This window comes from Cryobacterium sp. Hz7 (assembly GCF_004402815.1).
Taxonomy (GTDB): Bacteria; Actinomycetota; Actinomycetes; order Actinomycetales; family Microbacteriaceae; genus Cryobacterium; species Cryobacterium sandaracinum.
On record NZ_SOFB01000046.1, the window covers coordinates 1 to 25,396 of the forward strand.

Below are 25,396 nucleotides of genomic sequence, written 5' to 3' on the forward strand. Positions count from 1 at the left end.
ACCTACCAAGACTGGATCCATAGCTACAATCACCACAGACCCCATACCGGCATCGGCGGCAAATCACCCATCAACCGTGCTCACAACGTCAGTGGGAACAACATCTAGCGGCCGGCCGGCCGATGGCCGAGCACGACATCGATCGCTCGAAGCCGAACACGGCTCCGGACCACAAAGCGAGGGAATGCCGGCCGAGCTGAGTCCGACGCCCTACGCCTCGTATCGAACGAATTCGACGGAGATTTTGCTTTAGAAAGCGTGTTTCGGTTCAAAAACGGGTGCTTGACCAAAAATCTCCGTCGAATTGGTTCGACGCCGGGCACAGCGTTCCGCCTTCGATGAACCGAGGCCACTCGGTGCGGTCAGCTCTGACCTTGCGAAAGCGACACAACCAAACGATTCGGACTCACTCATCTAACACCGGGGGCCGCCGTCGCAGCCAGGGGCGCAGCATCCGGGTGATCTGGGGCATGACCAGGAAGGTCCTGGCCCCGCTGAGCCCAGCGCGTGGCCTCAGAGATGTGGGTCGGCTCGACGCGGCGGGTGACGGAGACGGTGACGGAGGTCGCTGGGCGCGCTTGTGGCGATCTTGTGGCGATACTGTGGCGCCCCCAGGGTATGGAAGTCATTGTGCGAGTAGCGCCGCCGCGCTCGCACGCGCCGTTGCCGGCACGTTTCCGGCTCGGTGCGCCGGTTAGAAGATCATCGGGCGGTCGTCGTCTTCGCCCTCGAGGGCCAGCTCCACGACCACGGGAACGTGGTCGCTCGGCGCATCACCCTTGCGCTCATTGCGGTGGATGCTCGCCGCGGTCACCAGATCCGCGAACGCGGGGGAGCCGAGGATGAAGTCGATCCGCATGCCCTCGTTGCGGGGGAACCTCAGCTGTTTGTAGTCCCAGAAGGTGTAACCCTCCGGAGCCAGCGGGCGCACCACATCGAAGATGCCCTCCGCCTCGAACGCGCGGAACGCGGCCCGCTCGGGCTCGGAGATGTGAGTGGATTTGCCGGGAACGAAGCTCGGGTCACCCATGTCACGCTCGAATGGGGCCACGTTCCAGTCGCCCATCAGTGCGAGGGCCAGGTGCGGGTCGCGAGCCAGTTCGTCCCGGGCGTGCGCGCGCAGGCGCTCCAGCCAGTCCAGCTTGTAGGCGAAGTGCGGGTCGTCGATGCTGCGTCCGTTCGGAACGTACAGGCTCCACAACCGCAGGTCCTCCACCGTGACGCCGAGCGCCCGGGCCTCGAGCGGGAGACCGGGACCCTCCTGGCCCTTCAGAAAGCCGGGCATGCCGGGGAAGCCGGTGGCGACATCCGTCATCTCGAGGCGACTGGCGAACGCGACGCCGTTCCACTGGCTGAGGCCGTGGACGGCGAGCTCGTAGCCGGCGTCCTCGAACGCCTGCGCCGGGAACTGCGGAGGCTTACATTTGATCTCCTGCATCGCGAGCACGTCGATGTCCTCGCGCACCATCCAGTCGACGACCCGGCCGACTCGGGCACGGATGGAGTTGACGTTCCAGGTGGCGATGCGCATGCTTCCAGCCTATTTGACGGATGCCGCTCGGGCGTTTCTAAGTGGGGAGGGGAGTTCTCGGAGCCGGGAGTGACAGGATCGAACCACAACGAAAGGCAGGGCGGTACCCATGACGGATTTGCAGATCGGCTACGCGGCGATGCTGGAGCAGTTCGCGCCCGCCGAGGCGGTGGCCCTGTCGGCCTACGCCGAGGAACACGGGTTCACCGGGGTGATGGCGGCCGACCACTTCCAACCGTGGGTGCCCGCCCAGGGTGAGTCCTCGTTCGTCTGGAGCGTGCTCGCGGCGATCGGTGAGCGCACGAAGGGGGACCTCGGGCCCGGCGTCACCGCGCCCACCTTCCGGTGGCACCCGGCGATGGTGGCGCAGGCCTCCGCGACGCTCGCCTCGATGTACCCCGGCCGGCACTGGCTCGGCCTCGGCTCCGGCGAAGCTCTGAACGAGCACATCGTCGGCCAGTATTGGCCGGAAGCCCCCGAGCGCATCAACCGCATGTTCGAGGCCATTGAGATCATCTCCAAGCTGTTCACCGCCTCCATCGCAGGCAAGGACGTCAAGCACTCCGGCCAGTTCTACAAGCTCGAGTCGACCCGGCTCTGGACCATGCCCGAGGTGGCCCCGGAGATTCTCGTCGCCACCGCCGGCCCGGTCACGGCCAAGCGCGCCGGGCGTCACGCCGACGGCCTGATCACGGTCGGAGCCCCGCTGGAAAAGATCTCGATGCTGTTCGGCAAGTTCGACGACGGCGCCCGGGATGGCGGCAAGGACCCGGCCGCTATGCCCAAGGTGCTGCAGCTGCACATGAGCTGGGCCGAAACCGACGAGGAGGCCATGCGGAACGCCCTGGTCGAGTGGCCGAACGGCGGGATGAAGTTCCCGAAGGGGGATATCCGTTCACCGTTCGAATTCGAGCAGATCGCCAAACTCGTCCGCCCCGAGGACTTCGAGGGCCGCATGATCATCTCAGCCGACCCCGACGACCACCGGGCCTACATCCAGAAGTTCGTCGACCTCGGCTTCGACCGCATCTACCTGCACAACGTGGGCCGCAACCAGCGCCAGTGGATCGACGTTTTCGGCGCATCCGTGCTGCCGAAGCTCGTGCGCTAGTGGTGCCAGAACCAACCGGCCTGCACGTTTTCGTGCTGGGGGGCATCGGTGAGGTCGAGGCCGGCGCAGACCTCGCTGCGCTCATCGCCGACGCGGCAGGCAGCCGCCTGCGCGACGGCGACATTCTCGCGGTGACAAGCAAGATCGTGTCCAAGGCCGAGGGCCGCCAGGTGCGGGCGGCCGATCGGGAACAGGCGATCACCGACGAGACGGTGCGGGTCGTCGCGACCCGCGCCTTTCCCGGCGGGATGACGCGGATCGTCGAGAACCGCCAGGGCCTGGTGATGGCGGCGGCCGGCGTCGACGCGAGCAACACCCCCGACGGGTTCGTGCTGCTCCTTCCCGTCGATCCGGATGCCTCCGCGCGCGCCCTCTGCGCAGCCCTCCACGAACGCACCAGCCTGCGGCTCGGCGTGCTGATCACCGACACCGTCGGGCGCCCGTGGCGTGAGGGCCAGACCGACATCGTGATCGGAGCCGCCGGAGTCACGGTTCTCGACGACCTGCGCGGCACGACCGATGCGTCCGGCCGGCGCCTCGACGTGACCGTCGCCGCGGTCGCCGATGAGATCGCCGGCGCGGCCGATTTGGTGAAGGGCAAGACCAGCGGCAACCCGGTCGCGGTCGTGCGCGGGCTCGGTCGCCTCGTGGGCGAGCCCGACGACGCGGATGCGCGCGGAGCGACCCGGCTGCTGCGGCCGAGCGAGAACGACATGTTCCGGCTGGGGAGCGCCGAGGCGCACGCCGAGGGTTTCTCGGAGGGGTACACGGCGGGGCTGGCCGCTGCCGCCGTCGACGCGGCATCCGTCGTTTCCGTCACCGAATGAGCTGGGTGGCGATCGTGCCCGTCAAGGGCAACCCCGGGGCGAAGAGCCGGCTGGGCGAGCGGCCCGATCGGGCCGGGCTGGCGGATGCCTTCGCTCTCGACACGGTCGCGGCCCTGCTGGCGGCGCATGGTGTCGACCGGGTGCTGGTCGTCACGGGCGACGGTGAACTTTCGGGTCGGCTGGCCGAGCTCGGGGTCGACATCGTGCGCGAGGCCCCGGTGCGCGAATCGATCCTGCCCGCAGACCCGTTGAACGCGGCAATCCGGCAGGGACTGGTGGTTGCCCGCGGGGCATTTCCGGAGGCGAACCTGGCCGTGCTGACCGGCGATCTGCCGGCGCTGACGCCCGCGGATGTCGAGCGCACTCTGCACCTCGCCGCCGCGCACGATCGCAGTTTGGTGCCCGACGCGGCCGGAACCGGCACCACGGCTCTGCTCGCGCTCGCCGGAGTCGCGATCGAGCCTCGGTTCGGGGTTGGGTCTCGGGCCGCCCATGAGGCCGCCGGCCATGTGCCGCTCGTAATGGCGGCATCCGTTTCGATCCGTCACGACGTCGATACCGCCGCCGACCTTGCGGTGGCGCAGCGTCTCGGCGTCGGGCCGCACACCCTCCTGGTCGTCGAGGCCCCGGGGTCGGCCGCCGCGCGCTGATCGGCGCGTCGCAAAAATCTCCGAGGTTACGTGCACGCCCAATGCGGCAGGGAGTCGAAACTGTTGCCGCCATGGATGGAGCTGCCGCGGCTGTGCTACTGCCGCTCAGACGACGGAGTGGGTGCCGCGAGCGAAGGCGAGCGCATCCGCCGCGAGCCGCATGGTTGTCGCGGCATCCCGCATCCAGAGCGGCACGGCGACCGAATGGATGCCGGCGGCCGCCAGCGCCGGCAGCGCGCCGGCATCCGTCTCGTCCACCAGCCACCCGTCGAGCACGCCGCCCGCGGCGCGGGAGCCGTAGTGCAGGCCCACGGCCTCGGCCGTAGTCTCGACGCCGATGGTGTGCAGGCAGGCGTCGGCCATGCCGCGCACGGCCGCGCCCGCGATGATCGGCGAGACGCCGACCACCGCGGCGGTGCTGGAACGCAGGGCGTCCCGGATGCCCGGTACGGCGAGGATCGTGCCGACCGAAACGACCGGGTTCGACGGCGGCAGGATCACCAGGTCGGCCGTCATGATGGCGTCGACGACGCCCGGCGCGGGGACTGCGGACTCAAGTCCGACCTGCACGAACTCGGTCGCCGGAACGCCGGCGCGGTAGCGCACCCACCACTCCTCGAAGTGGATCAGCTCGCCGGCCCGGTGCTCATCGGCATCCATAGCCAGTCGGGCATGTGTCTCGACGGGGATGTCGCTCATCGGCAGCAGGCGCGCCCCGGGCTGCCAGCGGCGGCAGAGGAACTCGGTGGCCTCGCTCAACGTGGAGCCGTTCCGGAGCAGGTCGCTGCGCACGATGTGGGTGGCCAGATCCAGGTCGCCGAGCGTGAACCAGGACCAGCCGCGCCCGTAGGCGGCGATCTCAGCGGAGGCGCGGCGGGACTCCTCGGGCCGCCCCCAACCCTGCTCCTCGTTGATGCCTCCGCCGAGGGTGTACATCACGGTGTCGAGGTCCGGGCAGATGCGCAGCCCGTCCAGCCACATGTCATCGCCCGTGTTCACGATCACCGTCACCGTCGCCTCCGGCTCGGTTTCCGCCAGGTGCTTCAGCAGCCCGCGGGTGAACCGGGCGCCGCCGATGCCGCCGGCCAGAACGGTGATGGTCGTCATCTGTGCGCTCTTCCGTGCTGGGTGACCTCGGGTTCACGGGGAGGCGGGAAGGCCGGAATCGTCGTGGATGGAGCGAACACGATCACCGGATGCCCGCCGCGCGGATGTGGGATCACGTCGCAGTCCACGCCGTAGACCTCCGCAATGGTCGCCGGCCGCAGCACCGCCTCGGGGGTGCCGGCCGCGACCAGTCGCCCGTGGTGCAGCAGCAGGATCTGGTCGCAGAACGCGGCGGCCAGATTCAGATCGTGCAGGGCCATGATCGCGGTCAGGCCCGTGCCGGCCGCGCCCGCGCAGAGCCCGCGCACCTGCCCGAGCAGCCCGATCTGGGCGCTCACATCGAGGTGGTTGTTCGGCTCGTCCAGCAGCAGCAGACTCGGCCGCTGCGCCAACGCTCGGGCGATCTGCGCGCGCTGCTGCTCGCCGCCGCTGAGCGTATGCCACGCCCGGTCCGCGAGGTCGCTGCCGCCGACCACGGCCAGCGATTCCTCGGCCACCCGGTGGTCGTCGTCGCCGCCGAAGCTGCCGAGCACCCGGCTGCGGTGCGGGATCCGGCCGAGGAGCACGACCTCGCGCACCGTGAGGTCGACGCTGGGCGCGGCGTTCTGTTCGAGCAGCGCCACCCGCCGGGCGGTCTCGCGCCGCGACAGACCGGACCCTCTGCCGGATCGCGCTCCGTCGAGTTCGACGCCGCCGGCATCCGGTGCCTCCAGCCCCGCGATCAGGCGCAACAGGGTGGACTTGCCGGCCCCGTTGGGTCCGAGCAGGCCGGTCACTGCGCCCGTGGGCACGACCGCCGACACATCGGTCAGAATCGGGGTGCCGTCGACCTGGAACGACACCCGGTCGAGGATCACGACCATGCGGCGGCCTTTCTGCTCTTGATCAGCACGATGAAGACGGGCACGCCGATCAGCGCGGTGATGATGCCCACGGGCAGCTCGCGGGGGTCGAACACCGTGCGGGCGACCGTGTCGGCCACGATCAGGAACAGGGCGCCGAGCACCACGGTCAGCGGCAGCAGGCGGCGGTGGCCGGGCCCGCTCAGGCCGCGCACCAGGTGCGGCAGGATCAGGCCGACGAAGCCGATGGCCCCGCTCACGGCCACCATGGCGCCGGTCAGTAGCGCCACCGCGCCGAGCAGTATCCACCGGGTGCCGTTGACGTTGATGCCGAGGGATGCCGCGGCGGTGTCCCCGAAGGTGAACGCGTCCAGACGGGTGGCCGAGAGCACGATCCCGGCGCCGACCACCACGAGGGCAGTGCCCGAGATGACGACGCTCGACCACGAGCTGCCGGCCAGCGAGCCCAGCAGCCAGTTGAGGATCTCCCGGTAGGAGTCGCCCTTGGCTGCCCAGAAGATGATGAAGGACGTGCCGGCCGCACCCAGTTGAGCGATGGCCAGGCCCGAGAGCACCGCGCGCCCGGGCGTGATCGTGTTGGCGACCCGCGCGATGCTCAGCGTGGCGACGAGGGCTGCCAGCGCGCCGAGGAACGCCGCGGCCGGCAGCGCCACCGCGACGCCGAGAACGATCACACAGACCGCGCCGAGAGAGGCCCCGCTCGACAGCCCGAGCAGGTAGGGGTCCGCCAGCGGGTTGCGGGTCACCGACTGCATCACCGCGCCGCAGAGCGCGAGCCCCGCGCCGACAGCGGCCGCGGTCAGAACGCGCGGCAGGCGCAGCTGCCACACGATCGAGTCGGTCAGCGGGGCCACCCCGGCGGCGCCCGGCAGGCCGAGGTGCCCGGCGAGGCTCGCGGCGACATCCGTCAGGCTCACGTCGGCCGGACCGATGGTCACGGCCAGCCCCGCCGTGAGCACGAGGGCCAGGACCGACAGGGCGAGCCAGCCCAGGTAGCCCGCGCGCCCGGCCACGCGACGGCTCTGGGCCGCCGCGCGTTCCGGCTGCTGCAGCTCCACCCGATCCACCCGATCCACCTGCCTCGCCTGTTCCGTCGTGTCTGTCCCGTTGGTGCTGTCCTGGCGTGTCCTGCGTCGTGCGTCGTGCTCTGGCGCCGGTCGCTAGCCGGCCGTCGTGGACCCGAGCGCGTCGAGCTGTTCGATGGTTGACGCGGCGGCTTCGACGTTGCGGATGCCGGCCTCGGTGGCCGCGAACGGCAGCACGATGTAGCGCTGGTTCTTCACGGCGTCGAGTTGCTGCGTGGCCGGGTTCGTCTCGAGGTTCGCGATCTTCGACTCCGCGGTGTTCCACGTGGCGTCGACGAGCACGATCACGCTCGGGTTCGCCTCGATGACCGACTCCCAGCCCACCGAGGTCCAGGTGTCCTGCACGTCGGCGAACACGTTGGTCAGGCCCGCGGCCGCCATGATCATGTTGGGCGAGCCGATGCCGGCGCCCACGTAGGGAGTGTCGGTGCCGCTGGAATACCAGAGCGCGGTGGTGTCCGCGGCGGCGGGGTCAAGGGCCGCGAGGGTCTTCTGCTGATCGGCGACCAGGTCGGCCGCGGCCTCTTCGGCGCCGAAGATCGCGCCGGCCTCGGTGATCTCGGCGAACACGGAGTCGAAAGTGAGCGGGTCAGGCATGTAGCCCTCGCCCTTGCAGGCGGCGGGGGAAACGTAGCTGCCGATGCCGAGGTCGGTGAGGCTCTGGCGTTCGCCCACGCCCTCGGCCGAGAAGTTGGACTCCCAGCCGCCGTAGACGAAGTCGGGCGTGAGTCCGAGCACGGCCTCCTGGCCGGGCACGAAGTCGCTGACCACGAACAGGCCTGCGCCGGCCTTCTCGAGGGATGCCGGCAGCGGGCCGTCGAGGAACGCCGAGCCCACGATGCGATCGGAGAGGTCCAGTGCGAGCAGCAGCTCGGTCGTCGACGACTTGATCGTCACGATCCGTTCGGGCGCAGCCTCCACGATCACGTCGGTGCCGCAGTTGTCGATCGTCATCGGGTAGCCTCCACCCGTGCCGGCGCTCGCGCCCGGCGCGGCACTGGGCGCGGCGACGGGACTCGCCGCAGCGCATCCGCTCGATAGCAGGGCAGCCGCCGCTACGACCACCAGCAGGGGACCACGCAACGAACGTAATTGGGACATGTTACCGATCCGGTTCAGGGCCACGAGAGCTGGTGGATCGTCGGTATGAGCGCGCCATGGCGACGATTCACCCGCTCTGGCGAGCACAGGGAGAACTGCGGGGCAGGAAGGGTGCGACCGAGCACGTGTCGGCGACCTGCCGCCCAAGTCGGGGCCGGCTCAACCGGTCAGAGCCAACCGGCGGTCTTCGTTCAGCCTAGGCCAGAACTTCGGCGCGGCCCATCCCGGGCGAGCGGGGCGATGGGGGACGGATGTCCGGCGCGCCCGGGATACTCAGTGCGGCCAGTCGCCGGGCCGGTGAGAGTCAGTTTCGTCCTCTGCTCAGTTGAAGACCATTCCGCCGTCGACCAGAATCGACTGTCCGGTGATGTAGCCGGAGTCGGGGCCAGCCAGGAACGAAACGACCCCCGCGACCTCGGACGCTTCGGACAGGCGGGCGAGGGCGATGCCGTTCGTAAACTGATCCCAGCCCCACTCTTCCGACTGGCCCGCGTCGGCTGCCACCTTTTTCGCGAGCTCCTCCATGAGGGGCGTCTTCACGATGCCGGGGGCGAAGGTGTTGACCGTGATGCCGAATTGGGCCAGGTCCTTGGCGGCTGTCTGGGACAAGCCACGAATGGCGAACTTGGTGGCCGAGTACAACGCGATGCCGGGGTTCCCGACGTGACCGGCCTGGGACGCAGCACTGATGATCTTTCCACCGTGGCCGAGCTCTTTGAACGCCTTGGTGGCTGCCTGAATGCCCCACACCACGCCGTTGAAGTTGATGGAGAATATTTTTGCGATGCTTTCCTGGGTGATGTCATCGATTGGAGACGTGGGGGCGATGCCGGCGTTGTTGACGATGACGTCGAAGCCCCCGAGCTCCGTGACAGCCTGCTCGACCGCGGCGAACACGCTGTCTCGGTCGGAGACATCGACGTGCAGTGCGAGTGCTCCGCCCTCCTTGCCTCCCAGGGATTCGGCAACTGCGCCTGCGGTCGCACGGTTCAGGTCGGCGATGGCGACCTTGAAGCCGTCAGCGTGGAGTCGCTCAGCAATGGCCTGACCAATCCCCTGTCCACCACCGGTAACGAGTGCGACTTTTCCGTTTTCTGTGCGTGCCATGGTATTGATTCCAATCTCGATTATTCGCAACCTGCCGGCGAGTCGATGACGTCATGTCAAGGCAGGACAGGAGTTTTACTGATCCGATACGCACGGCGCCAGCAGCGCGGCGCGCACCGAGGATTTCCGGCGTCGTCGCGGCGGATGAGCGGCCCCGAGGGTGAACCTCTCGGGGTGAATCTGAGACATCCCCGTTTTTTGTGTCGATGTTGTCTAAGAACTCCAGCAGCAGACGAGGCATTACCCCCATTGTAGGCGCGATCGAGTGATATTCGGTCGGCCAGTGACCCCGTGCCCGACCGCGACGATAACGGTTTGCATGAACCCTTGCCACCGGCAGATTCGCTCGACAGGATGATATACGCGTTAGTCACACAGAAAAGCAGCACCAAATGTTTGCGTCGAAGACTAATAAGCCCGGACGCTGTCGTTCGGCTCAACGGTGTTCCGTCACTGGCGAATGTGGAGACAAGATGACTGTAGTTCGGGCCGCAATCACCCAGACCGAGTGGACGGGCGACCAGGAGTCGATGATCCAGAAGCACGAGGGATTCGTGCGCACCGCCGCCGAAGCGGGAGTGCAGGTGATCTGCTTCCAGGAGCTGTTCCACGGCCCCTACTTCGGCATTGTGCAGGACTCCACGTACTACGACTACGCGCAGAGCGTGCCGGGACCACTCGTGGAGCGGTTCCAGAAGCTCGCCGCCGAGCACACGATGGTGATCGTGCTCCCCGTCTACGAGGAGGAGCAGCCCGGCGTGCTCTACAACACGGCCGCCGTGATCGACGCCGACGGCACCTACCTCGGCAAGTACCGCAAGCACCACATCCCCCACCTGCCCCAGTTCTGGGAGAAGTTCTACTTCCGCCCCGGAAACGCCGACTACCCCGTCTTCGACACCATGGTCGGCAAGATCGGGGTCTACATCTGCTACGACCGGCACTTCCCGGAGGGCTGGCGCGTGCTCGGCCTGAACGGCGCCGAGATTGTCTTCAACCCCTCAGCCACCAAGCCCGGCCTCTCGAACCGGCTCTGGGAGCTCGAGCAGCCGGCCGCCGCCGTCGCCAACCAGTACTACATCGGCGCCAACAACCGCATCGGCACCGAGACCGAGGAGTTCGGCGCCGACGCCGTCACCTTCTACGGCAGCTCCTACTTCGTCGACCCGCGCGGCAACTACGTCGGCGAGGTGGCCTCCACCGACACCGAGGAGGTCGTCATCCGCGACCTCGACCTGGGCGTCATCCGAGAGGTGCGCAACTCGTGGCAGTTCTACCGGGACCGCCGTCCCGACTCCTACGGCCCGATCGCCCGGCCGTAGCCAGGGGCGCATCGTGACGACCCTGATCCAGAACGGCACCGTGGTCAGCGCGACCGGCCGGGTGCAGGCGGATGTCCTCATCGACGGCGAGATCATCGTCGCCGTGCTGGCACCTGGCTCGGCTCTCCTCGGGAATGACCTCGCCGCATCCGTCGACCGTGTGATCGACGCCACCGGCAAGTACGTGATCCCCGGCGGCGTCGACGCGCACACGCATATGCAGTTGCCGTTCGGCGGCACCGCGGCCAGCGACACCTTCGAGACCGGCACCCGGGCCGCGGCCTGGGGCGGCACCACCACCATCGTCGACTTCGCAGTGCAGAGCTACGGCCAGCGGGTCTTCGACGGTTTGGCGGCCTGGCACGAGAAGGCGGCCGGAAACTGCGCCATCGACTACGGGTTCCACCAGATCATCGGCGACCTCAACGAGGACTCGCTGCAGGCGATGGACGGGCTGCTGGACGAGGGCATCTCCAGCTTCAAACTGTTCATGGCCTATCCCGGCGTCTTCTACTCGGATGACGCGCAGGTGCTGCGCGCCATGCAGAAGTCCGCCGAGACCGGGCTGATGACCATGATGCACGCCGAGAACGGCCCGGCCATCGACGTGCTCGTCACGCAGCTGCTCGCAGAGGGCAAGACCGACCCCTACTACCACGGTGTCGCGCGCGCCTGGCAGCTGGAGGAGGAGGCCACGCACCGAGCGATCATGCTCGCGAACCTCACCGGGGCGCCGCTCTACGTGGTGCACGTGAGCGCCAAGCAGGCCGTGGAGCAGATCGCCGCCGCCCGGGACCACGGCCAGAACGTGTTCGGTGAGACCTGCCCGCAATACCTCTACCTGTCGCTCGAGGAGAATCTCGGGGCACCGGGGTTCGAGGGCGCGAAGTGGGTCTGTTCTACGCCGCTGCGCTCGAAGGCCGAGGGCCACCAGGACCACCTGTGGCAGAGCCTACGCACCAACGACATCCAGATGGTCTCCACCGACCACTGCCCGTTCTGCATGAAGGGGCAGAAAGAGCTGGGCCTCGGCGACTTCTCGAAGATCCCGAACGGCATCGGCTCGGTCGAGCACCGCCTGGACCTGCTCTACCAGGGCGTCGTCAACGGCCGCATCTCGCTCGAACGCTGGGTGGAGATCACCGCGACAACCCCGGCACGGATGTTCGGGCTGTACGGCAAAAAGGGGGTCATCCAGCCGGGCGCCGACGGCGACATCGTGATCTACGACCCGAACGGCCACACCTCGATCGGCCTGCCCGTCAACGGGAATGGCAAGACCCACCACATGAACATGGACCACTCCGCCTGGGAAGGCTACGAGATCGACGGTCACGTCGACACCGTTCTGTCCCGCGGCAAGGTCATCATCGACGACAGCTCCTATCTCGGCTCCAAGGGTGACGGCCGGTTCGTCAAGCGCGGCCTGAGCCAGTACCTGATCTAGACGGGACCCCAGATGGACTTCGGAGCAGTGCTGCAGACCAACCCCCCATCCGCCCGTACCGTGCAATTGGCCAAACTGGCCGAGGCGCACGGCTTCAGCCACGTCTGGACGTTCGACTCGCATCTGCTCTGGCAGGAGCCCTACGTCATCTACAGCCGCATCCTCGCGGAGACGGACAGGATCATCGTCGGACCCATGGTCACCAACCCGGGCACCCGCGACTGGACGGTCACGGCCTCCACCTACGCGACGCTGAACGAGATGTACGGCAACCGCACCATCTGCGGCATCGGCCGCGGGGATTCGGCGGTGCGGGTCATCAACGGAACTCCCACCACCCTGAAGACGCTGCGCGAGTCGGTGCACGTGATCCGGGAACTCGCGAACTCCCGGTCGGTCGAATACAACGGCGCGACCCTGCAGTTTCCGTGGAGCCGCGGCTCCACCCTTGACGTGTGGGTGGCGGCCTACGGGCCCCTCGCGCTCAAGCTCGCGGGCGAGGTCGGCGACGGTTTCATCCTGCAGATGGCCGACCTCGACGTGGCCGAGTGGATGATCAAGACCGTGCGGGAGGCCGCGGCGAAATCCGGCCGCGACCCGATGGCGGTCAAGTTCTGCGTGGCCGCGCCCATGTACATCGGCGACAATTGGGGCCACATGCGCAACCAGTGCCGCTGGTTCGGCGGCATGGTCGGCAATCACGTGGCCGACATCGTCGCCAAGTACGGCACCGAATCTCATGTGCCGAAGGCCCTCACCGACTACATCATTGGCCGGCAGGATTACGACTACAACGAGCACGGCCGTGCCGGAAACGCGCACGCCGAGTTCGTGCCCGACGAGATCGTCGACCGGTTCTGTCTGCTCGGCACCGCGAAGGACCACATCGAAAAGCTCGAGGCCCTGCGCGCCATCGGCGTCGACCAGTTCGCCGGCTACCTGCAGCACGACAACAAGGAAGAGACGATGCGCGTCTACGGGGAGACCGTGATCCCGGCGATGACCGAGCCCATCGTGGCAAAGAAATGACCCGATTCAGGTGAATGGTGCAGACTTCAAGCCGATCGAGGTCACACTGAGGGAGGGCGATCCACGGCCTCACCATCTCAACGCAGAGAGAAAGAACCCGATATCTGTGAATGACATCACTTCCCCAAGCGCCACGGCCAGCCGCAACGAGCTCGCCTACGACCTTGACCGGGCGCACGTCTTCCACTCCTGGTCGGCCCAGGGTGCCCTCAAGCCGCTGGTGATCGCCGGCGGGCAGGGCTCCCGGGTCTGGGATTATGACGGGCGCAGCTATCTGGACTTCTCCAGCCAGCTCGTCAACGTGAACATCGGCCACCAGCATCCGGCCGTCACCGCGGCCATCATCGAGCAGGCCGGTCGGCTCGCCACGGTGGCGCCCTCCACGGCGACCCTGACCCGCGGCGAGGCCGCCCAGCGCATCGTCGAACGGGCGCCTGAGGGCTTCAACAAGGTCTTCTTCACCAACGGCGGGGCGGATGCGATAGAGAACGCGATCCGCATGGCGCGCCTGCACACGGGCCGCGACAAGGTGCTCTCTACCTACCGCTCGTACCACGGCAACACGGGCGCGGCCATCGTCGCGACCGGCGACTGGCGCCGCATCCCGAATGAGTTCGCCCGCGGGCACGCGCACTTCTTCGGCCCCTACCTCTACCGCAGCGAGTTCTGGGCGACCAGCCCCGAGCAGGAGTCGGAGCGGGCCCTGCGCCACCTCGAGCACGTGATCCAGAGTGAGGGACCCGCGGGCATCGCGGCCGTGCTGCTGGAATCCATCCCCGGCACCGCCGGCGTGCTCGTGCCGCCGCCCGGCTACCTCGCCGGCGTGCGGGCCCTCTGCGACCGGTACGGCATCATGCTGATCCTCGACGAGGTGATGGCCGGCTTCGGCCGCACCGGCAACTGGTTCGCGTTCGACGGCTTCGACGTGGTGCCGGACCTGATCACTTTCGCGAAGGGCGTCAACTCCGGTTATGTGCCCACCGGCGGTGTGATCATCTCCGACCCCATCGCCCACGACTTCGACACCACGGTCTATCCCGGTGGCCTCACCTACAGCGGACATCCGCTGGCGATGGCGTCGATCGTGGCGGCCCTGGACGCCATGAAGAACGAGGGCATCGTGGAGAACGCCGCCCGGATCGGGCGCGACGTGCTCGCCCCCGGGCTCGCCGAGCTGCAGGCTAAGCACCCGATCATCGGAGAGGTGCGCGGGGTCGGCGTGTTCTGGGCGATGGAACTCGTCTCCGACCGGGAGACCCGCCAGCCGCTCAGCGGCGCCGTGATGGGCCGGATCAAATCGGAGCTGCTGGCCCGCAACCTGCTGCCGTTCCTGGCCGAGAACCGCATCCACGTGGTGCCGCCCTGCGTCGTCACGGACGCCGAGGTCGCCGAGGCGCTCACTATCTACGACGAGGTCCTCAGCCTCGACCGGCTTGTCTGACGCCCCGCGCACCCTCACCCCGACTCGATGAAGAGAATGAAGAGAGACGAACGCCCATGACCGAACTGCCCCTCATCACCCACTGGGTCGACGGGGCTCCCCTCCGGGGAGCCTCGACCCGCACCGCGCCCGTCTTCAACCCCGCCCTCGGCGCCGTCGCGAAGAACGTAATCCTGGCCAGTGCCACCGACGTCGACACCGCCGTCGCCTCCGCCCACGCTGCCTATCCGCTCTGGCGCGACACATCCCAAGCCAAGCGCCAGGGCGTGATGTTCAACTTCCGCGAACTGCTGAACGCGCGCAAAGGCGAGCTGGCCGACATCCTCACCGCCGAACACGGCAAGGTGACCTCGGATGCGCTCGGCGAGATCGCGCGCGGCCTCGAGGTCGTCGAGTTCGCGCTCGGCATGCCGCACCTGAGCAAGGGCGAGTACTCCGAGAACGTGTCCACGGGCGTCGACGTCTACACGCTGCGCCAGCCGCTCGGCGTGGTGGGCATCATCAGCCCGTTCAACTTCCCAGCTATGGTGCCCCTCTGGTTCTTCCCGATCGCCATCGCGGCCGGCAACACGGTCGTGCTCAAACCGAGCGAGAAAGACCCGTCCGCGTCGAACTGGATGGCTGCCCTGATGACCGAGGCCGGCCTGCCCGCCGGTGTGCTCAACGTCCTGCACGGCGACAAGGAAGCCGTCGACGCCCTGCTCGTGCACCCCGACGTGCAGGCGATCTCGTTCGTCGGCTCCACGCCGATCGCGCAGTACATCTACGAGACGGCCGCCCACCACGGCAAGCGCGTGCAGGCCCTCGGCGGCGCGAAGAACCACATGCTCGTGCTGCCGGACGCAGACCTGGACCTGGCCGCGGATGCCGCGGTCAACGCCGGCTTCGGCTCGGCCGGTGAGCGCTGCATGGCGATCAGCGTGGTGGTGGCCGTGGAACCGGTCGCTGACGACCTGGTCGCGAAGATCACCGCGCGGCTGAAGAGCCTCAAGGTGGGCGACGGCATGCGCGGATGCGACATGGGACCTCTGATCACGAAGGTACACCGCGACAAGGTGGCGTCCTACATCGACCTCGCCCAGACCGACGGAGCCGAGGTCGTCGTGGACGGCCGCGGTATCGAGGTGGACGGTGACGCGAGCGGATTCTGGCTCGGCCCGACCCTCTTCGACAAGGTCAGCACGGACTCGGACGTCTACCTCGACGAGATCTTCGGCCCGGTGCTCTCCATCGTGCGGGTCGCCAGCTACGCCGAGGGACTCGACCTGATCAACCGCAGCCGCTACGGCAACGGCACGGCCATCTTCACCAACGACGGCGGTGCGGCCAGGCGGTTCCAGAACGAGGTGCAGGTCGGTATGGTCGGCATCAACGTGCCGATTCCGGTGCCCGTGGCCTACCACTCGTTCGGCGGTTGGAAGGACTCCCTGTTCGGCGACGCCAAGGCCTACGGCCCGGCCGGGATCGCCTTCTACACCCGAGAGAAGGCCATCACGAGCCGGTGGCTGGACCCGAGCCACGGCGGTATCAACCTGGGCTTCCCACAGAACGCCTAGGGGATGAGGGCGTGCTTGGCCTGCACGCGGGCGGCCTCGGTGCGGAGCACCTCCAGAACGGTGCGCACGGCGAGGCGCTCGGCCCGATCGGGGCGCATCAGCGCCACGATTTGCCGTTCGGCGTCCACCCCGCGGAGCGGCTTGAGCACGAGGCGGCCCGGCTGGTCGCCGCCCCAGGTGTACCGGGGGACCAGAGCGATGCCGAGGCCTGCCACGACGAACGCTTCGATCACCCGCAGGTCGGCGAACTGCTGGGCGACGGTGATCTGACTGCCTGCCTTCTGCTCGATCTGGTGCAGGATGCGCTCGAACGGGTAGCCGGTCGGCGCGCCGATCCAGGTCTCGCCGATCACGTCCGCCGGGGTGATCCACGACCGGGAGGCCAGCCGGTGGTCGGCCGGCAGCCCGACGTCGAGTGGCTCTGTCATCAGCGGTACCACCGTCAGTCCGCGCCCGCCCCATGGAAGCTGGCCGCGCAGGCTGTAGGCGAGCACGATGTCGTACTCCGCCGTGAGCGCGGGGAAGTCGCTCAGTTCCGGGTCCTTGTCGGTGCAGTTGACGATGAGTCCGGGCACGGCGGCGATGCTTCTCACCGCTCCCGGCAGCAGCATCTCGCCCGCGGTCGGAAAGGTGACCAGGCTCACCTCGCCCGTGGCGTCGTTGCGGAACTCGTCCCAGACCGCCCGGGCGCGGGCGAGGGCGACCGCGACATCCGTCGCGCTGCGGGCCAGAGCGCGGCCGGCATCCGTCAGAATGAGGCCGCGACCGCTGCGCTCGGTGAGCGGAAGGCCGGCCTCGCGTTCGAGCACTTTCAGCTGCTGCGAGACAGCGGATGGCGTGCGGTGCGTGGCGCGGGCAACCTCAGTGATGCTGTGGCGCTCGGCCAGTTCGCGGAGAAGTTCGAGTCGTTGGACATCCATGTAGTAACGCTACACACTCCGTGCAGAACTATGTGATTGTGCTGCAAAGTCAAAGATGATGAACTAAATACGTCGAACTCGAGCAATGGTGCCTCCGTCTCCCCGATACTCAACCCCATTTCCCGAAAGGTACGACCGTGTTTGTTCTTCTCGCCGTTCTCGTTCTCATCGTCATCTCCTCCGTCGTTGCCGTCGTCGTCGACGTGCACAAGGACGGATTCCGCCGCGTTCCCGAGCGCAAGCTCGTTCGTATCTTCTAGAGCAACGCCTGCTTCAGGTTCACCGACCGGGCGATGGCCTAAAGTTGGTCCTGTGACGGACACACGCCAGCAGCTCATCGCCCACATCTCGGCCGAGGCCGTTTTCCGCGGGGATTTCACCTTGACCAGCGGCAAGAAGGCGACGTATTACGTCGACCTGCGCAAGGTCAGCCTCGACCATCGCGTCGCCCCACTGATCGGCCAGGTCATGCTCGACCTGATCGCGCACATTCCGGATGTCACCGCGGTCGGCGGCATGACCATGGGTGCCGACCCGGTGGCGGCGGCCATCCTGCACCAGGGCGTGGCACGCGGAGCCGCGTACGACGCCTTCGTCGTGCGCAAGGAGCCCAAGGACCACGGCCGGGGCAAGCAGGTCGAAGGACCCGATCTCGCCGGCAAGCGCGTCGTCGTGCTCGAAGACACGTCCACCACGGGCGGTTCGCCCCTGGCGGCGATCGACGCGCTCCTCAAGGTCGGTGCGATCATCGCCGCCGTCGCCGTCGTGGTCGACCGGAACACGGGCGCGCGCGAAGTGATCGAAGCCGCGGGCTACCCCTATTACGCCGCGATCGGCCTTGAGGACCTGGGGCTGAACTAGTGCCCACAAATGAGGTGCCCGGCGAGGACGGAATGAAGTGGCTGGCATCTCAGCTCGGTGACGGCGCGCGCCCGGCCCTGCCGGACGAATATTCGCCCCGCCAGTCGCCGCGGTGGCCGAGAACCTCCCGCATTGTTCCACCGGCACCCGCCGAGCCGACGACCCATACCGGCGTCTTCCTCTGGGGGCTCAAGCCGACCTCCCAGCCTGACCCTCGACTCGCCAAGGGTGCCGCGGCTCGGGCCGCCGCTGCTGCGGCTGGCGCTGCTGGTCCCGCTCCGGCGCCTCCTGCCGCTCCTGTGCCTTCGTCGGGAGCGACGCCTTCGGCTGGAGCGACGCCTTCGGCTGGAGCGACGCCTTCGGCTGGAGCGACGCCTTCGGCTGCGGGGCCAGCGAATGTGACCGGATCCGTGCCGATCACGACCGCGGCCCTGTTCGTCCTGACGCCCGCAAACCCGGCGCGTGCTGCTTCTGCAGTCGATGGGGCTGCTTCCGGGGCTGCTTCCTCTGCTGAGTCGGCTGCCGTCGCGGCGGCTGCGGCCGCGTCCTCGTCTGCGGCCGCGTTTTCCGAGCTCCAGCCGGCCGCGTTCGCGCCCTCGGCCGCTGTCAGGTCGGCGGCTTCGTCCGCCGCGCTCACGGATGACTCGGCTTCGGAACTGACGCCGGCCGAAACACGCTCGGCCTCAGCTTCGGGGCCCGCCCCGTGGGCGCCCGACGCGTCGGCACCGGCCCCTCTTCCACCTGTCGAGGCTCCCGCGCCTCTGCCGATGCTCGGCGGGAACGGGCCGGACGAGTCTGACCGGAGCGGCAGCATCCGTTCGGAGAAAGCCGATCTCGCACCGGCGCCGTGGTGGACCACCTTCACGCAGTCGTCGCTCGAGCTGACCGCTGAGGAGGTCGCGGCCGCCGATCTGCTGGCCGGGCGCACGCCGCCTGCTCCCGACCCCGAGCCGGCCGCGCTGCCGGCTCCGGTCTCCGCCCGCGGCCGTCTGCGCGCACGACTGGCCGCGTCACTGTCGACTCCGGTCCCCCTCGCGGGCCAGGCCCGCGACGCCGCCGGGATCGCTGGAGCCGGGGCCCGAGTTGTGGCGGGAGCCGCGGCCGTTGTTGCCGCCCCAGGTGCCCCGTTAGCCGCGGCAGCCATCCCGGCGCCGGAGGCAGCCTTCACCGCACCGGATGCCCGTGCAGGTACACGGCTGGCCGAGACGGCGGCGCAGGCCTCGGCCGCGGCCCGCTCCGCGCCCGCCGCCGCCCCGACTCCACCTTCACTGGCCGCAACGCCGGCCCACCTGTCCACCACGTCCGCGTCCGCCGCGCCCGCGTCCGCCGTCACTGCTTCCCCCGAACCTGCACCAGCCGGGGCTGGGGCCGGTATCCACGCCGGTGCGAGTGCTGCTGCTGCCACAACTCCGCGGCCCGCGTCGGGTACGACCAATATGTTCGGTGCGGCATCCCCGCGCCCCGCGTCGGGTACGAACTCCTCGTCGGGCGTGGCCACTCCGGTCGCAGCGAACGGCCGGCGTTCCGCAGTGGACGCGGCGCCGTCCGGCGCCGTTGCCGATGCCGCGCGGCTGGCCTCGGCCGGTCGCCCGCCCGGAGGCAGCCGCCCCGGCAGGCCCCGGCTTCTGATCTGGAGCGTCGGCGGCCTGGTGGTCGTGCTCGCGCTGGCGGCACTGTTCTTCCTCGGGCAGAGCCTGGTCGGCGGCGACGCTGCCCCCGTTGCGGTGTTCACGTCCAGCGCTACACCTGCCCCGAGCGCCACCCCGAGTGTGGCGCCGTCGGCGCCGCCCGAGGCCACCGGCCCGCAGCCGGTCGGCGTGCACCAGTGGGACACCCTGTTCGGCGGCGAATGCCTGCAGCCGTACGTGACACCCTGGGAAGAGGAATTCACGGTCGCCGACTGTGCCACCCCGCATGCGGCTCAACTCGTGTACCGCGGAGTGTTCGCCGGGGATGCCGCCACAGCCTTCCCTGGCGAGGCCGAGCTGGCCGGGCAGATCAACCTGCTCTGCAGCGCGACCGGCGTCATCGACCTGGCCGCGGCCTCGGCCTACGGCGACGTGCAGGTGCAGGGTAGTTACCCGATCACCGAGGAACAGTGGTCCGATGGCGGCCGCTCCTACTACTGCTTCGTGAGCCGGGCCTCCGGCGAGCCGATGAACGCGAGCATCGCGGGCCCCGGACCGGTACCCGCCGCATAAGCGTTCCGGAGCATCCGGCACCGACGTCTGCCGCCTGGCTGTCTGGCTGTCTTGTAGCGCAGCGGAACCCCAGCCGTGCAACCGGGATCCGCCGTCGCCGCCCATGCCCGATGTTCGAACGAATTCGACGGAGATTTTGCCGAAAATGGTCAGTTCTGGGTCGAAAACGGGGTGGTGGCGCAAAATCTCCGTCGAATTCGTCAGGGCCTGGCGGTAGGGGGAGTGGGAGCGGGAGCGGGAGCAGGAGCGGCGGGCGCGGCGGTAGAAGTGCTGGGGCGACGGGTGCGGCAGAGCGCGGCTGCGATGGGAGCGGCGGAACCTAGATCGCGTCGGACTCCACGGGCTCCTTGGAGACCAGCTCGTGCACGCCGGAGAGGATCTCGTCCGGGCGGAACGGGTAGCGGTGCACCTCAGCGTCGTCACTGATGCCGCTCATCACGAGAATGGTGTGCAGCCCGGCCTCGATCCCGGCGATGATGTCGGTGTCCATCCGATCACCGATCATGGCCGTGTTCTCCGAGTGCGCGCCGATCTTGTTCATCGCTGAGCGGAACATCATCGGGTTCGGCTTGCCCACCACATAGGGCTCCATGCCGGTGGCCTTGGTGATCAGGGCCGAGATTGCACCCGTGGCGGGCAGGGGGCCGTCCGCACTGGGGCCGGTCGCATCCGGGTTCGTCGAAATGAAGCGGGCACCGTTCAAGAGCAGACGGATGGCCTTGGTGATGGCCTCGAACGAGTAGTTGCGGGTTTCGCCGACCACCACGTAGTCCGGGTTCGTCTCGGTCATGATGAAACCCGCCTCGTGCAGGGCGGTCGTGAGTCCGACCTCGCCGATCACGAAGGCGGTGCCGCCGGGCGCCTGGGAGCGGAGGAAGTCTGCCGTCGCCAGCGCGGAGGTCCAGATGCGGTCTTCGGGCACGTTCAGGCCCGAGGCGCGCAGGCGGGCACTGAGGTCCCGGGGGGTGAAGATCGAGTTGTTCGTGAGCACCAGGAACGGCGTGCCGGCGTCGCTCCACTGCTGCAGCAGCTGCGCCGCGCCCGGCAACGGGCTGTTTTCATGCACGAGCACGCCATCCATATCGGTGAGCCAGCATTCGATGTCTTCGCGGCGTGTCATTGGGTGCTCCCTTGGTTCGGGGATAAGCCTAGCGGCGCGAGGTTTCCGGACGGTTACGAGGTGAGCCAGATCGATCGGGCCGCCGCAGACGACAGCCGACAGATGCCGCCGCCCGGCAGCCGCACCACGCCGGGTTCGAGAACGGTGAGCCGGATTCCCGGGCCGACCCGGTGCACGGCAAGGTCGCGCAGGATGTCCGGGTCGCGGTCACTGATGCGCACGACCGCCCCGACGTGGCCGGGTGCGGCCTCCGCCAGCAGGATGGCGTCCGGCCGGGTCAGGCTGCCGTCCTCGGCCGGGATCGGGTCCCCGTGCGGGTCGGCCGACGGATGCCCGAGCCGATCGTCGATCGCCGCCAGCAGCCGGTCCGAGATCGAGTGCTCGAGCACCTCCGCCTCGTCGTGCACCTCGTGCCAGTCGTAGCCCATTTCCCGCACGAGCCAGGTCTCGATCAACCGGTGCCGGCGCACCACCGCGGTCGCCCGCAGGAAACCGGTCCGGCTCAGGGTGAGCGGCCCGTAGGGGACGTGCTCGATCAGGCCGCCGGCGGCGAGCTTCTTCACCATCTCGGTGACCGATGACGGCGCCACCCCCAGCCGCGCGGCCAGCACCGAAGGCGTGATCGGGTTCAGCTGCCATTCGGTGTGCGCGTAGATGGTCTTGAGGTAGTCCTCGGCCGCGGGTGTGGGGTGTTTCATCACGCCCCTGTGAACACGAGCACGAGCAGCACCACGTTCAGGGCCACCAGGAGCAGGGCGCAGACGGCGCCGGCGACTGTCGTGTACCAGCGGTTGACATGCTCGCCGAGCACCCCGCGCTGCATGGTGAGCCAGACCAGGGGGATCAGCGCGAACGGGATGCCGAACGACAGGACGACCTGGCTGAGCACCAGGGCCTCGGTCGGGTCGAAACCCACCCCCAGGATCAGCAGCGCGGGAATGAGGGTGACCACGCGACGCGCCAGCAGCGGCACGCGCACGTGCAACAGGCCGTGCATGATCTCCGCTCCCGCGTACGCTCCGACCGAGGTGGAGGCCAGCCCGGAGGCGAGCAGCCCGACCGCGAACACCGTCGCGATCACGGGCCCGAGGGTTGCCTCGAGGGCGGCGTGGGCGCCCTCGAGCGTGTCGGTCCCGGCGACGCCCTGCAGAGCGGATGCCGCGAGCAGCAGGATCGACAGGTTCACCGTGCCGGCGATGGCCATCGCGATGGTGACGTCCCATTTGGTGGCCCAGAGCAGGCGTCGCGTTGCTGCGCCGTCCGCCACGACGGGGAATCGGTCCCGGGTGAGCGCGGAGTGGGCGTAGATGGCGTGCGGCATGATCGTCGCGCCGAGGATGGACGCGGCCAGGAGCACCGAATTCGCGCCCTCGAACCGCGGCACGAGGCCGGCGACGACGCTGCCGGCATCCGGCGGAGCGAAGAACACCCCGGCCGCGAAGCCCACGGTGATGATGAGCAGCAGCGCCACGATGACGCGTTCGAAGGTGCGCGGGCCGCGCCGGGTCTGCACCGTGAGCACGATCATCGAGATGACCCCGGTGATCACGCCGCCGGCAAGCAGGGGGAGGCCGAAGAGCAGGTTCAGGGCGACCGCGCCGCCGATGATCTCGGCCAGGTCGGTGGCCATGGCCACCAGTTCCGCCTGCACCCAGTAGAGGCGGCGGGTGAGCGGGCGCCGAATACGTACCCCGAGAATTTCCGGCAGGCTCGTGCCGGTTACGATGCCGAGCTTGGCCGAGAGGTACTGGATCAGCCAGGCCATCACGTTGCCGGCCACGACCACCCAGACCAGCAGGTAGCCGTAGCGAGCACCGGCCGTCATATTGCTGGCGACGTTGCCGGGGTCGAGGTAGGCCACGCCCGCGACGAGGGCAGGGCCGAGCAACCAGAGCAGGTGAGAGGATGCCACGGTGGCGATCTCAGGGACCGGTCCCCTCGCATCCGTGCGCACGTTGTTTTTAGCCACACCGAAAGGATAGGGCAGATTTAGGCATGCCGAAAGATCAGTGCCTGCGTGGGCGGCCCGGCACACCAACGTTTCGGCGCGGTCATAAGTTTTAGTAGCTAAGCAGAGGGAGGAAACGGGTTCACGGTCGGTGGGGCCGAGGCCTACGTGCGGCGGGCCATCTTCAGCGGCTACCTCGACGAGGGCCGGAAACGCACCCCTGTGGAGCCGGATCGCCCACCGGGCCGCGCTGTCCGCAGCGCTCGCCGGGCCGCTCGCCGCCGGAACCACCGACCAAGCCACCCACCCGATCCCGCCCCGACCGGCCCGCGCTCCCGCCGGGGGAGTACCAGATCTCGGCGGCGATCGACTCGTTCACGGATGCCGGCGCCGGCCTGGTCACCGGCTCGCCGGCCGGTCTGACGCTGCGCTGACCCTGTGCCGAGACGCGGCCGCCTCTGAACTGGGCGGTTACTCCTCGCGCAGGTCCTCGGGAATCGTGGCGACGGGGACCGGGGCCTTGCCGCGGGTGCGCTTCTTCTCGCGGCCGGCCTTGTAGAGCTCGGACAGGATCGGCACGCCCGAGAGCAGCATGATGCCGATGATGAAGAATTCGGAGTACGTCGCCACGAACTCGATCTGGCCGAGCAGGTAGCCCATCAGGGTGCTTCCGACACCCCAGGCGAAGGCGCCGATCAGGTTGAAGAACACGAAGGTGCGGTAGTGCATCCGTCCCACACCGGCGGCGAGAGGCACGAAGGCGCGGAACACGGGCAGGAAGCGGGCGATGATGATGGCCTTGCCGCCGTGCTTGGCGAAGAACGCGTTGGTGCGTTCCACGTTCTTCGGGTTGAACAGGCGGTTCTGCTCGCGGGTGAAGACGGCGGGGCCGGACTTGCGGCCGATTAAATAGGCGACCTGGTCACCGGCGAACGCGGCGATGAAGATGACGAGGCAGGTCACCCAGATCGGAAAGGGCACATCCCCGGTGGCGGTGAGCAGGCCCACGGTGAAGAGCAGCGAGTCGCCGGGCAGGAACGACAAGACGATGAAAGCCGTCTCGACGAACACGATGGTGGCCACGCCGAGGAGCACGAACGAACCGAACCAGCCGATCAGCCACTCCGAGTCGAGAAAGTCGATACCGAAGAGCGTGGGATGCATGGTGATGGTTCCTTCCGGGCGGGGTGCGAGCCGGCGAAACGCGAACCCTGCAAGTCAGAATACCCGACGGCATGCCCGGCATGCCCGGCACGCCCGGCGGTGCCCGGCGGGATACGTTGGATCGGTGCAAGAACCGCAGAACCCCACGCCCGAACTGTCCACCCACGGCGTCGGACCCTGGGCCGGAGAGTGGCCCGAGGAGTCGTTCTACGACCGCGAGCTGCTCGAGCGCGGCGACACGCGCAACGTGATCGACCGCTACCGCTACTGGAGTATGGCGGCGATCGTCGCCGACCTCGACGAGAAGCGGCATCCGTTTCACGTCGCCATCGAGAACTGGCAGCACGACATGAACATCGGCTCGATCGTGCGCAGCGCCAACGCGTTCGCCGCCGACACGGTGCACATCATCGGGCGCAAGCGGTGGAACAAGCGCGGGGCCATGGTCACCGACCGGTACCAGCACGTGCTGCACCACCCGGATGTCGCGTCCTTCGTCGAGTGGGCCGCCGCCGAGACCTTGCCGATCATCGCCATCGACAACGTGCCCGGCAGCGTGATCATCGAAACCTTCCGCTTCCCCGAGCGCTGCGTGCTCCTGTTCGGGCAGGAGGGTCCCGGCCTCTCTCCCGAAGCGATCGAGGCAGCGGATGCCGTCGTCGAGATCAGCCAGTTCGGCTCCACCCGCTCGCTCAACGCGTCGGCCGCCGCGGCTGTCACCATGCACAACTGGGTGTTGCAGCACCGGTTCTGAGCGGGCGTTTCACCACCCCGATCCCTCCACAATCAGGGCCTGATCGGGTTATCCACAGGGTGCGTGTAGGTGGGCGGATGCCGCGGGTAATGTCGGTGGGTGCCCGTAGCGTGTGTGTCATGAAGCCCTCATTTATTGAAGAGCAAGAGGCTCTCGGGGAGCATTTCGAGGCGATCGCGGAGGCCGAATTGGCCATCGCCGTGGCGTTCGCTCGGCGGGCGGAGTTGGTCGAGGCGGGCCGCCGCTTCGGG

At 68.4% G+C, this 25,396-nt stretch carries 24 protein-coding genes; 13 read left to right on the forward strand and 11 right to left on the reverse strand.

The genetic code is table 11. The annotated features are described in order from the left end of the window. The coding region (locus E3N86_RS09585; RefSeq protein ID WP_166785069.1) for an integrase core domain-containing protein at nt 1-108 on the forward strand (108 nt) is incomplete at its 5' end. Between the two features lie 586 nt (nt 109-694). On the opposite strand, the gene E3N86_RS09590 is transcribed toward E3N86_RS09585, so the two are convergent. Continuing rightward, nucleotides 695-1,531 (reverse strand): exodeoxyribonuclease III, encoded by an 837-nt coding sequence (locus E3N86_RS09590; RefSeq protein WP_134416246.1) that lies wholly within the window; start codon nt 1,529-1,531, stop codon nt 695-697. A gap of 109 nt (nt 1,532-1,640) precedes the next feature. Here E3N86_RS09590 and E3N86_RS09595 point away from each other — a divergent pair, with 109 nt between their 5' ends. The 3 genes from E3N86_RS09595 to cofC are packed head-to-tail and all read left to right on the forward strand — an operon-like array spanning nt 1,641 to nt 4,119. Beyond that, nucleotides 1,641-2,642, forward strand: a complete 1,002-nt coding sequence (locus E3N86_RS09595) for a TIGR03557 family F420-dependent LLM class oxidoreductase (RefSeq protein WP_104194343.1) — start codon at nt 1,641-1,643, stop codon at nt 2,640-2,642. Between the two features lie 2 nt (nt 2,643-2,644). After that, nucleotides 2,645-3,469, forward strand: coding sequence for a coenzyme F420-0:L-glutamate ligase (gene cofE / locus E3N86_RS09600; RefSeq protein WP_198411439.1), 825 nt, complete (start codon nt 2,645-2,647; stop codon nt 3,467-3,469). Beyond that, on the forward strand, nt 3,466-4,119 hold the full coding sequence (gene cofC, locus E3N86_RS09605; protein WP_134511858.1) for a 2-phospho-L-lactate guanylyltransferase: 654 nt from the start codon (nt 3,466-3,468) through the stop codon (nt 4,117-4,119). Before cofE ends, cofC begins: the two co-directional genes overlap by 4 nt. A gap of 105 nt (nt 4,120-4,224) precedes the next feature. Here the strand turns inward: cofC and cofD are convergent, their stop codons facing one another. From cofD to E3N86_RS09630, 5 genes are all read right to left on the reverse strand, one after another. Then, entirely contained in the window at nt 4,225-5,226 is a 1,002-nt protein-coding gene (cofD, locus tag E3N86_RS09610) for a 2-phospho-L-lactate transferase (protein WP_104100087.1), read from the reverse strand. Continuing rightward, nucleotides 5,223-6,089 carry an ABC transporter ATP-binding protein gene (locus E3N86_RS09615; protein WP_134511859.1) on the reverse strand — a complete coding sequence of 289 codons (867 nt, stop codon included), beginning with the start codon at nt 6,087-6,089 and terminating at the stop codon, nt 5,223-5,225. Before E3N86_RS09615 ends, cofD begins: the two co-directional genes overlap by 4 nt. After that, nucleotides 6,080-7,102, reverse strand: a complete 1,023-nt coding sequence (locus E3N86_RS09620; RefSeq protein WP_241977409.1) for a putative F420-0 ABC transporter permease subunit — start codon at nt 7,100-7,102, stop codon at nt 6,080-6,082. Before E3N86_RS09620 ends, E3N86_RS09615 begins: the two co-directional genes overlap by 10 nt. A gap of 147 nt (nt 7,103-7,249) precedes the next feature. Further along, nucleotides 7,250-8,275 (reverse strand): putative F420-0 ABC transporter substrate-binding protein, encoded by a 1,026-nt coding sequence (locus E3N86_RS09625; RefSeq protein ID WP_134374780.1) that lies wholly within the window; start codon nt 8,273-8,275, stop codon nt 7,250-7,252. 321 nt (nt 8,276-8,596) lie between these two features. Next, nucleotides 8,597-9,382 (reverse strand): (S)-acetoin forming diacetyl reductase, encoded by a 786-nt coding sequence (locus E3N86_RS09630; protein ID WP_104100090.1) that lies wholly within the window; start codon nt 9,380-9,382, stop codon nt 8,597-8,599. 473 nt (nt 9,383-9,855) lie between these two features. On the opposite strand from E3N86_RS09630, the gene E3N86_RS09635 reads away from it, so the two are divergent. From E3N86_RS09635 to E3N86_RS09655, 5 genes are all read left to right on the forward strand, one after another. Further along, nucleotides 9,856-10,704 (forward strand): nitrilase-related carbon-nitrogen hydrolase, encoded by an 849-nt coding sequence (locus E3N86_RS09635; protein WP_134343166.1) that lies wholly within the window; start codon nt 9,856-9,858, stop codon nt 10,702-10,704. A gap of 10 nt (nt 10,705-10,714) precedes the next feature. Then, a complete protein-coding gene (hydA, locus tag E3N86_RS09640; RefSeq protein ID WP_104100111.1) occupies nt 10,715-12,151 on the forward strand; it encodes a dihydropyrimidinase in 1,437 nt (478 codons plus the stop codon). Between the two features lie 12 nt (nt 12,152-12,163). Beyond that, on the forward strand, nt 12,164-13,180 hold the full coding sequence (locus E3N86_RS09645) for a TIGR03842 family LLM class F420-dependent oxidoreductase (RefSeq protein WP_104170668.1): 1,017 nt from the start codon (nt 12,164-12,166) through the stop codon (nt 13,178-13,180). A gap of 106 nt (nt 13,181-13,286) precedes the next feature. Beyond that, complete coding sequence (locus E3N86_RS09650; protein ID WP_233191270.1) at nt 13,287-14,621, forward strand: aspartate aminotransferase family protein; 1,335 nt, start codon at nt 13,287-13,289, stop codon at nt 14,619-14,621. A gap of 56 nt (nt 14,622-14,677) precedes the next feature. Further along, the gene (locus tag E3N86_RS09655) at nt 14,678-16,177 is read left to right on the forward strand and encodes a CoA-acylating methylmalonate-semialdehyde dehydrogenase (protein ID WP_134343165.1); all 1,500 of its coding nucleotides are present in this window, start codon (nt 14,678-14,680) and stop codon (nt 16,175-16,177) included. On the opposite strand, the gene E3N86_RS09660 is transcribed toward E3N86_RS09655, so the two are convergent. Beyond that, complete coding sequence (locus E3N86_RS09660; protein ID WP_104100094.1) at nt 16,174-17,097, reverse strand: LysR family transcriptional regulator; 924 nt, start codon at nt 17,095-17,097, stop codon at nt 16,174-16,176. The two genes, E3N86_RS09655 and E3N86_RS09660, sit on opposite strands and share 4 nt — an antisense overlap. A gap of 137 nt (nt 17,098-17,234) precedes the next feature. Here E3N86_RS09660 and E3N86_RS17650 point away from each other — a divergent pair, with 137 nt between their 5' ends. The 3 genes from E3N86_RS17650 to E3N86_RS16845 all read left to right on the forward strand — a co-directional run bounded on the left by E3N86_RS17650 (nt 17,235) and on the right by E3N86_RS16845 (nt 20,159). Continuing rightward, nucleotides 17,235-17,357 (forward strand): hypothetical protein, encoded by a 123-nt coding sequence (locus E3N86_RS17650; RefSeq protein WP_255408580.1) that lies wholly within the window; start codon nt 17,235-17,237, stop codon nt 17,355-17,357. Nucleotides 17,358-17,409: 52 nt separating this feature from the next. Continuing rightward, nucleotides 17,410-17,958 carry an orotate phosphoribosyltransferase gene (pyrE, locus tag E3N86_RS09665; RefSeq protein WP_104100095.1) on the forward strand — a complete coding sequence of 183 codons (549 nt, stop codon included), beginning with the start codon at nt 17,410-17,412 and terminating at the stop codon, nt 17,956-17,958. A 767-nt stretch (nt 17,959-18,725) separates the two neighbouring features. Then, nucleotides 18,726-20,159, forward strand: coding sequence for a hypothetical protein (locus E3N86_RS16845; RefSeq protein WP_166785070.1), 1,434 nt, complete (start codon nt 18,726-18,728; stop codon nt 20,157-20,159). Between the two features lie 319 nt (nt 20,160-20,478). Here the strand turns inward: E3N86_RS16845 and E3N86_RS09680 are convergent, their stop codons facing one another. The 4 genes from E3N86_RS09680 to E3N86_RS09695 form a co-directional block, all read right to left on the reverse strand. Further along, nucleotides 20,479-21,279 (reverse strand): HAD-IIA family hydrolase, encoded by an 801-nt coding sequence (locus E3N86_RS09680; RefSeq protein ID WP_104100098.1) that lies wholly within the window; start codon nt 21,277-21,279, stop codon nt 20,479-20,481. A gap of 53 nt (nt 21,280-21,332) precedes the next feature. After that, the gene (locus E3N86_RS09685; RefSeq protein WP_134511861.1) at nt 21,333-21,977 is read right to left on the reverse strand and encodes a metal-dependent transcriptional regulator; all 645 of its coding nucleotides are present in this window, start codon (nt 21,975-21,977) and stop codon (nt 21,333-21,335) included. Further along, entirely contained in the window at nt 21,977-23,200 is a 1,224-nt protein-coding gene (locus E3N86_RS09690; RefSeq protein WP_104100114.1) for an Nramp family divalent metal transporter, read from the reverse strand. The genes E3N86_RS09685 and E3N86_RS09690 overlap by 1 nt, the downstream gene beginning before the upstream one ends. 498 nt (nt 23,201-23,698) lie before the next feature. Continuing rightward, complete coding sequence (locus E3N86_RS09695) at nt 23,699-24,391, reverse strand: DedA family protein (protein ID WP_134511862.1); 693 nt, start codon at nt 24,389-24,391, stop codon at nt 23,699-23,701. Between the two features lie 124 nt (nt 24,392-24,515). On the opposite strand from E3N86_RS09695, the gene E3N86_RS09700 reads away from it, so the two are divergent. Beyond that, nucleotides 24,516-25,145, forward strand: coding sequence for an RNA methyltransferase (locus E3N86_RS09700; protein WP_104100100.1), 630 nt, complete (start codon nt 24,516-24,518; stop codon nt 25,143-25,145). The last annotated feature ends 251 nt before the right edge of the window (nt 25,146-25,396 follow it).

What these genes read in the sequence shown, in the direction of transcription:
- E3N86_RS09595 (WP_104194343.1), top strand. Translation starts at nt 1,641, where the DNA reads ATGACGGATTTGCAGATCGGCTACGCGGCGATGCTGGAGCAGTTCGCG.
- E3N86_RS09660 (WP_104100094.1), bottom strand. Translation starts at nt 17,097, where the DNA reads ATGGATGTCCAACGACTCGAACTTCTCCGCGAACTGGCCGAGCGCCAC.
- E3N86_RS09625 (WP_134374780.1), bottom strand. Translation starts at nt 8,275, where the DNA reads ATGTCCCAATTACGTTCGTTGCGTGGTCCCCTGCTGGTGGTCGTAGCG.
- cofC (WP_134511858.1), top strand. Translation starts at nt 3,466, where the DNA reads ATGAGCTGGGTGGCGATCGTGCCCGTCAAGGGCAACCCCGGGGCGAAG.
- E3N86_RS09630 (WP_104100090.1), bottom strand. Translation starts at nt 9,382, where the DNA reads ATGGCACGCACAGAAAACGGAAAAGTCGCACTCGTTACCGGTGGTGGA.
- E3N86_RS09695 (WP_134511862.1), bottom strand. Translation starts at nt 24,391, where the DNA reads ATGCATCCCACGCTCTTCGGTATCGACTTTCTCGACTCGGAGTGGCTG.
- E3N86_RS09645 (WP_104170668.1), top strand. Translation starts at nt 12,164, where the DNA reads ATGGACTTCGGAGCAGTGCTGCAGACCAACCCCCCATCCGCCCGTACC.
- E3N86_RS16845 (WP_166785070.1), top strand. Translation starts at nt 18,726, where the DNA reads ATGCTCGGCGGGAACGGGCCGGACGAGTCTGACCGGAGCGGCAGCATC.
- E3N86_RS09680 (WP_104100098.1), bottom strand. Translation starts at nt 21,279, where the DNA reads ATGACACGCCGCGAAGACATCGAATGCTGGCTCACCGATATGGATGGC.
- E3N86_RS09590 (WP_134416246.1), bottom strand. Translation starts at nt 1,531, where the DNA reads ATGCGCATCGCCACCTGGAACGTCAACTCCATCCGTGCCCGAGTCGGC.
- E3N86_RS09655 (WP_134343165.1), top strand. Translation starts at nt 14,678, where the DNA reads ATGACCGAACTGCCCCTCATCACCCACTGGGTCGACGGGGCTCCCCTC.
- E3N86_RS09685 (WP_134511861.1), bottom strand. Translation starts at nt 21,977, where the DNA reads ATGAAACACCCCACACCCGCGGCCGAGGACTACCTCAAGACCATCTAC.
- E3N86_RS09615 (WP_134511859.1), bottom strand. Translation starts at nt 6,089, where the DNA reads ATGGTCGTGATCCTCGACCGGGTGTCGTTCCAGGTCGACGGCACCCCG.
- cofD (WP_104100087.1), bottom strand. Translation starts at nt 5,226, where the DNA reads ATGACGACCATCACCGTTCTGGCCGGCGGCATCGGCGGCGCCCGGTTC.
- E3N86_RS09635 (WP_134343166.1), top strand. Translation starts at nt 9,856, where the DNA reads ATGACTGTAGTTCGGGCCGCAATCACCCAGACCGAGTGGACGGGCGAC.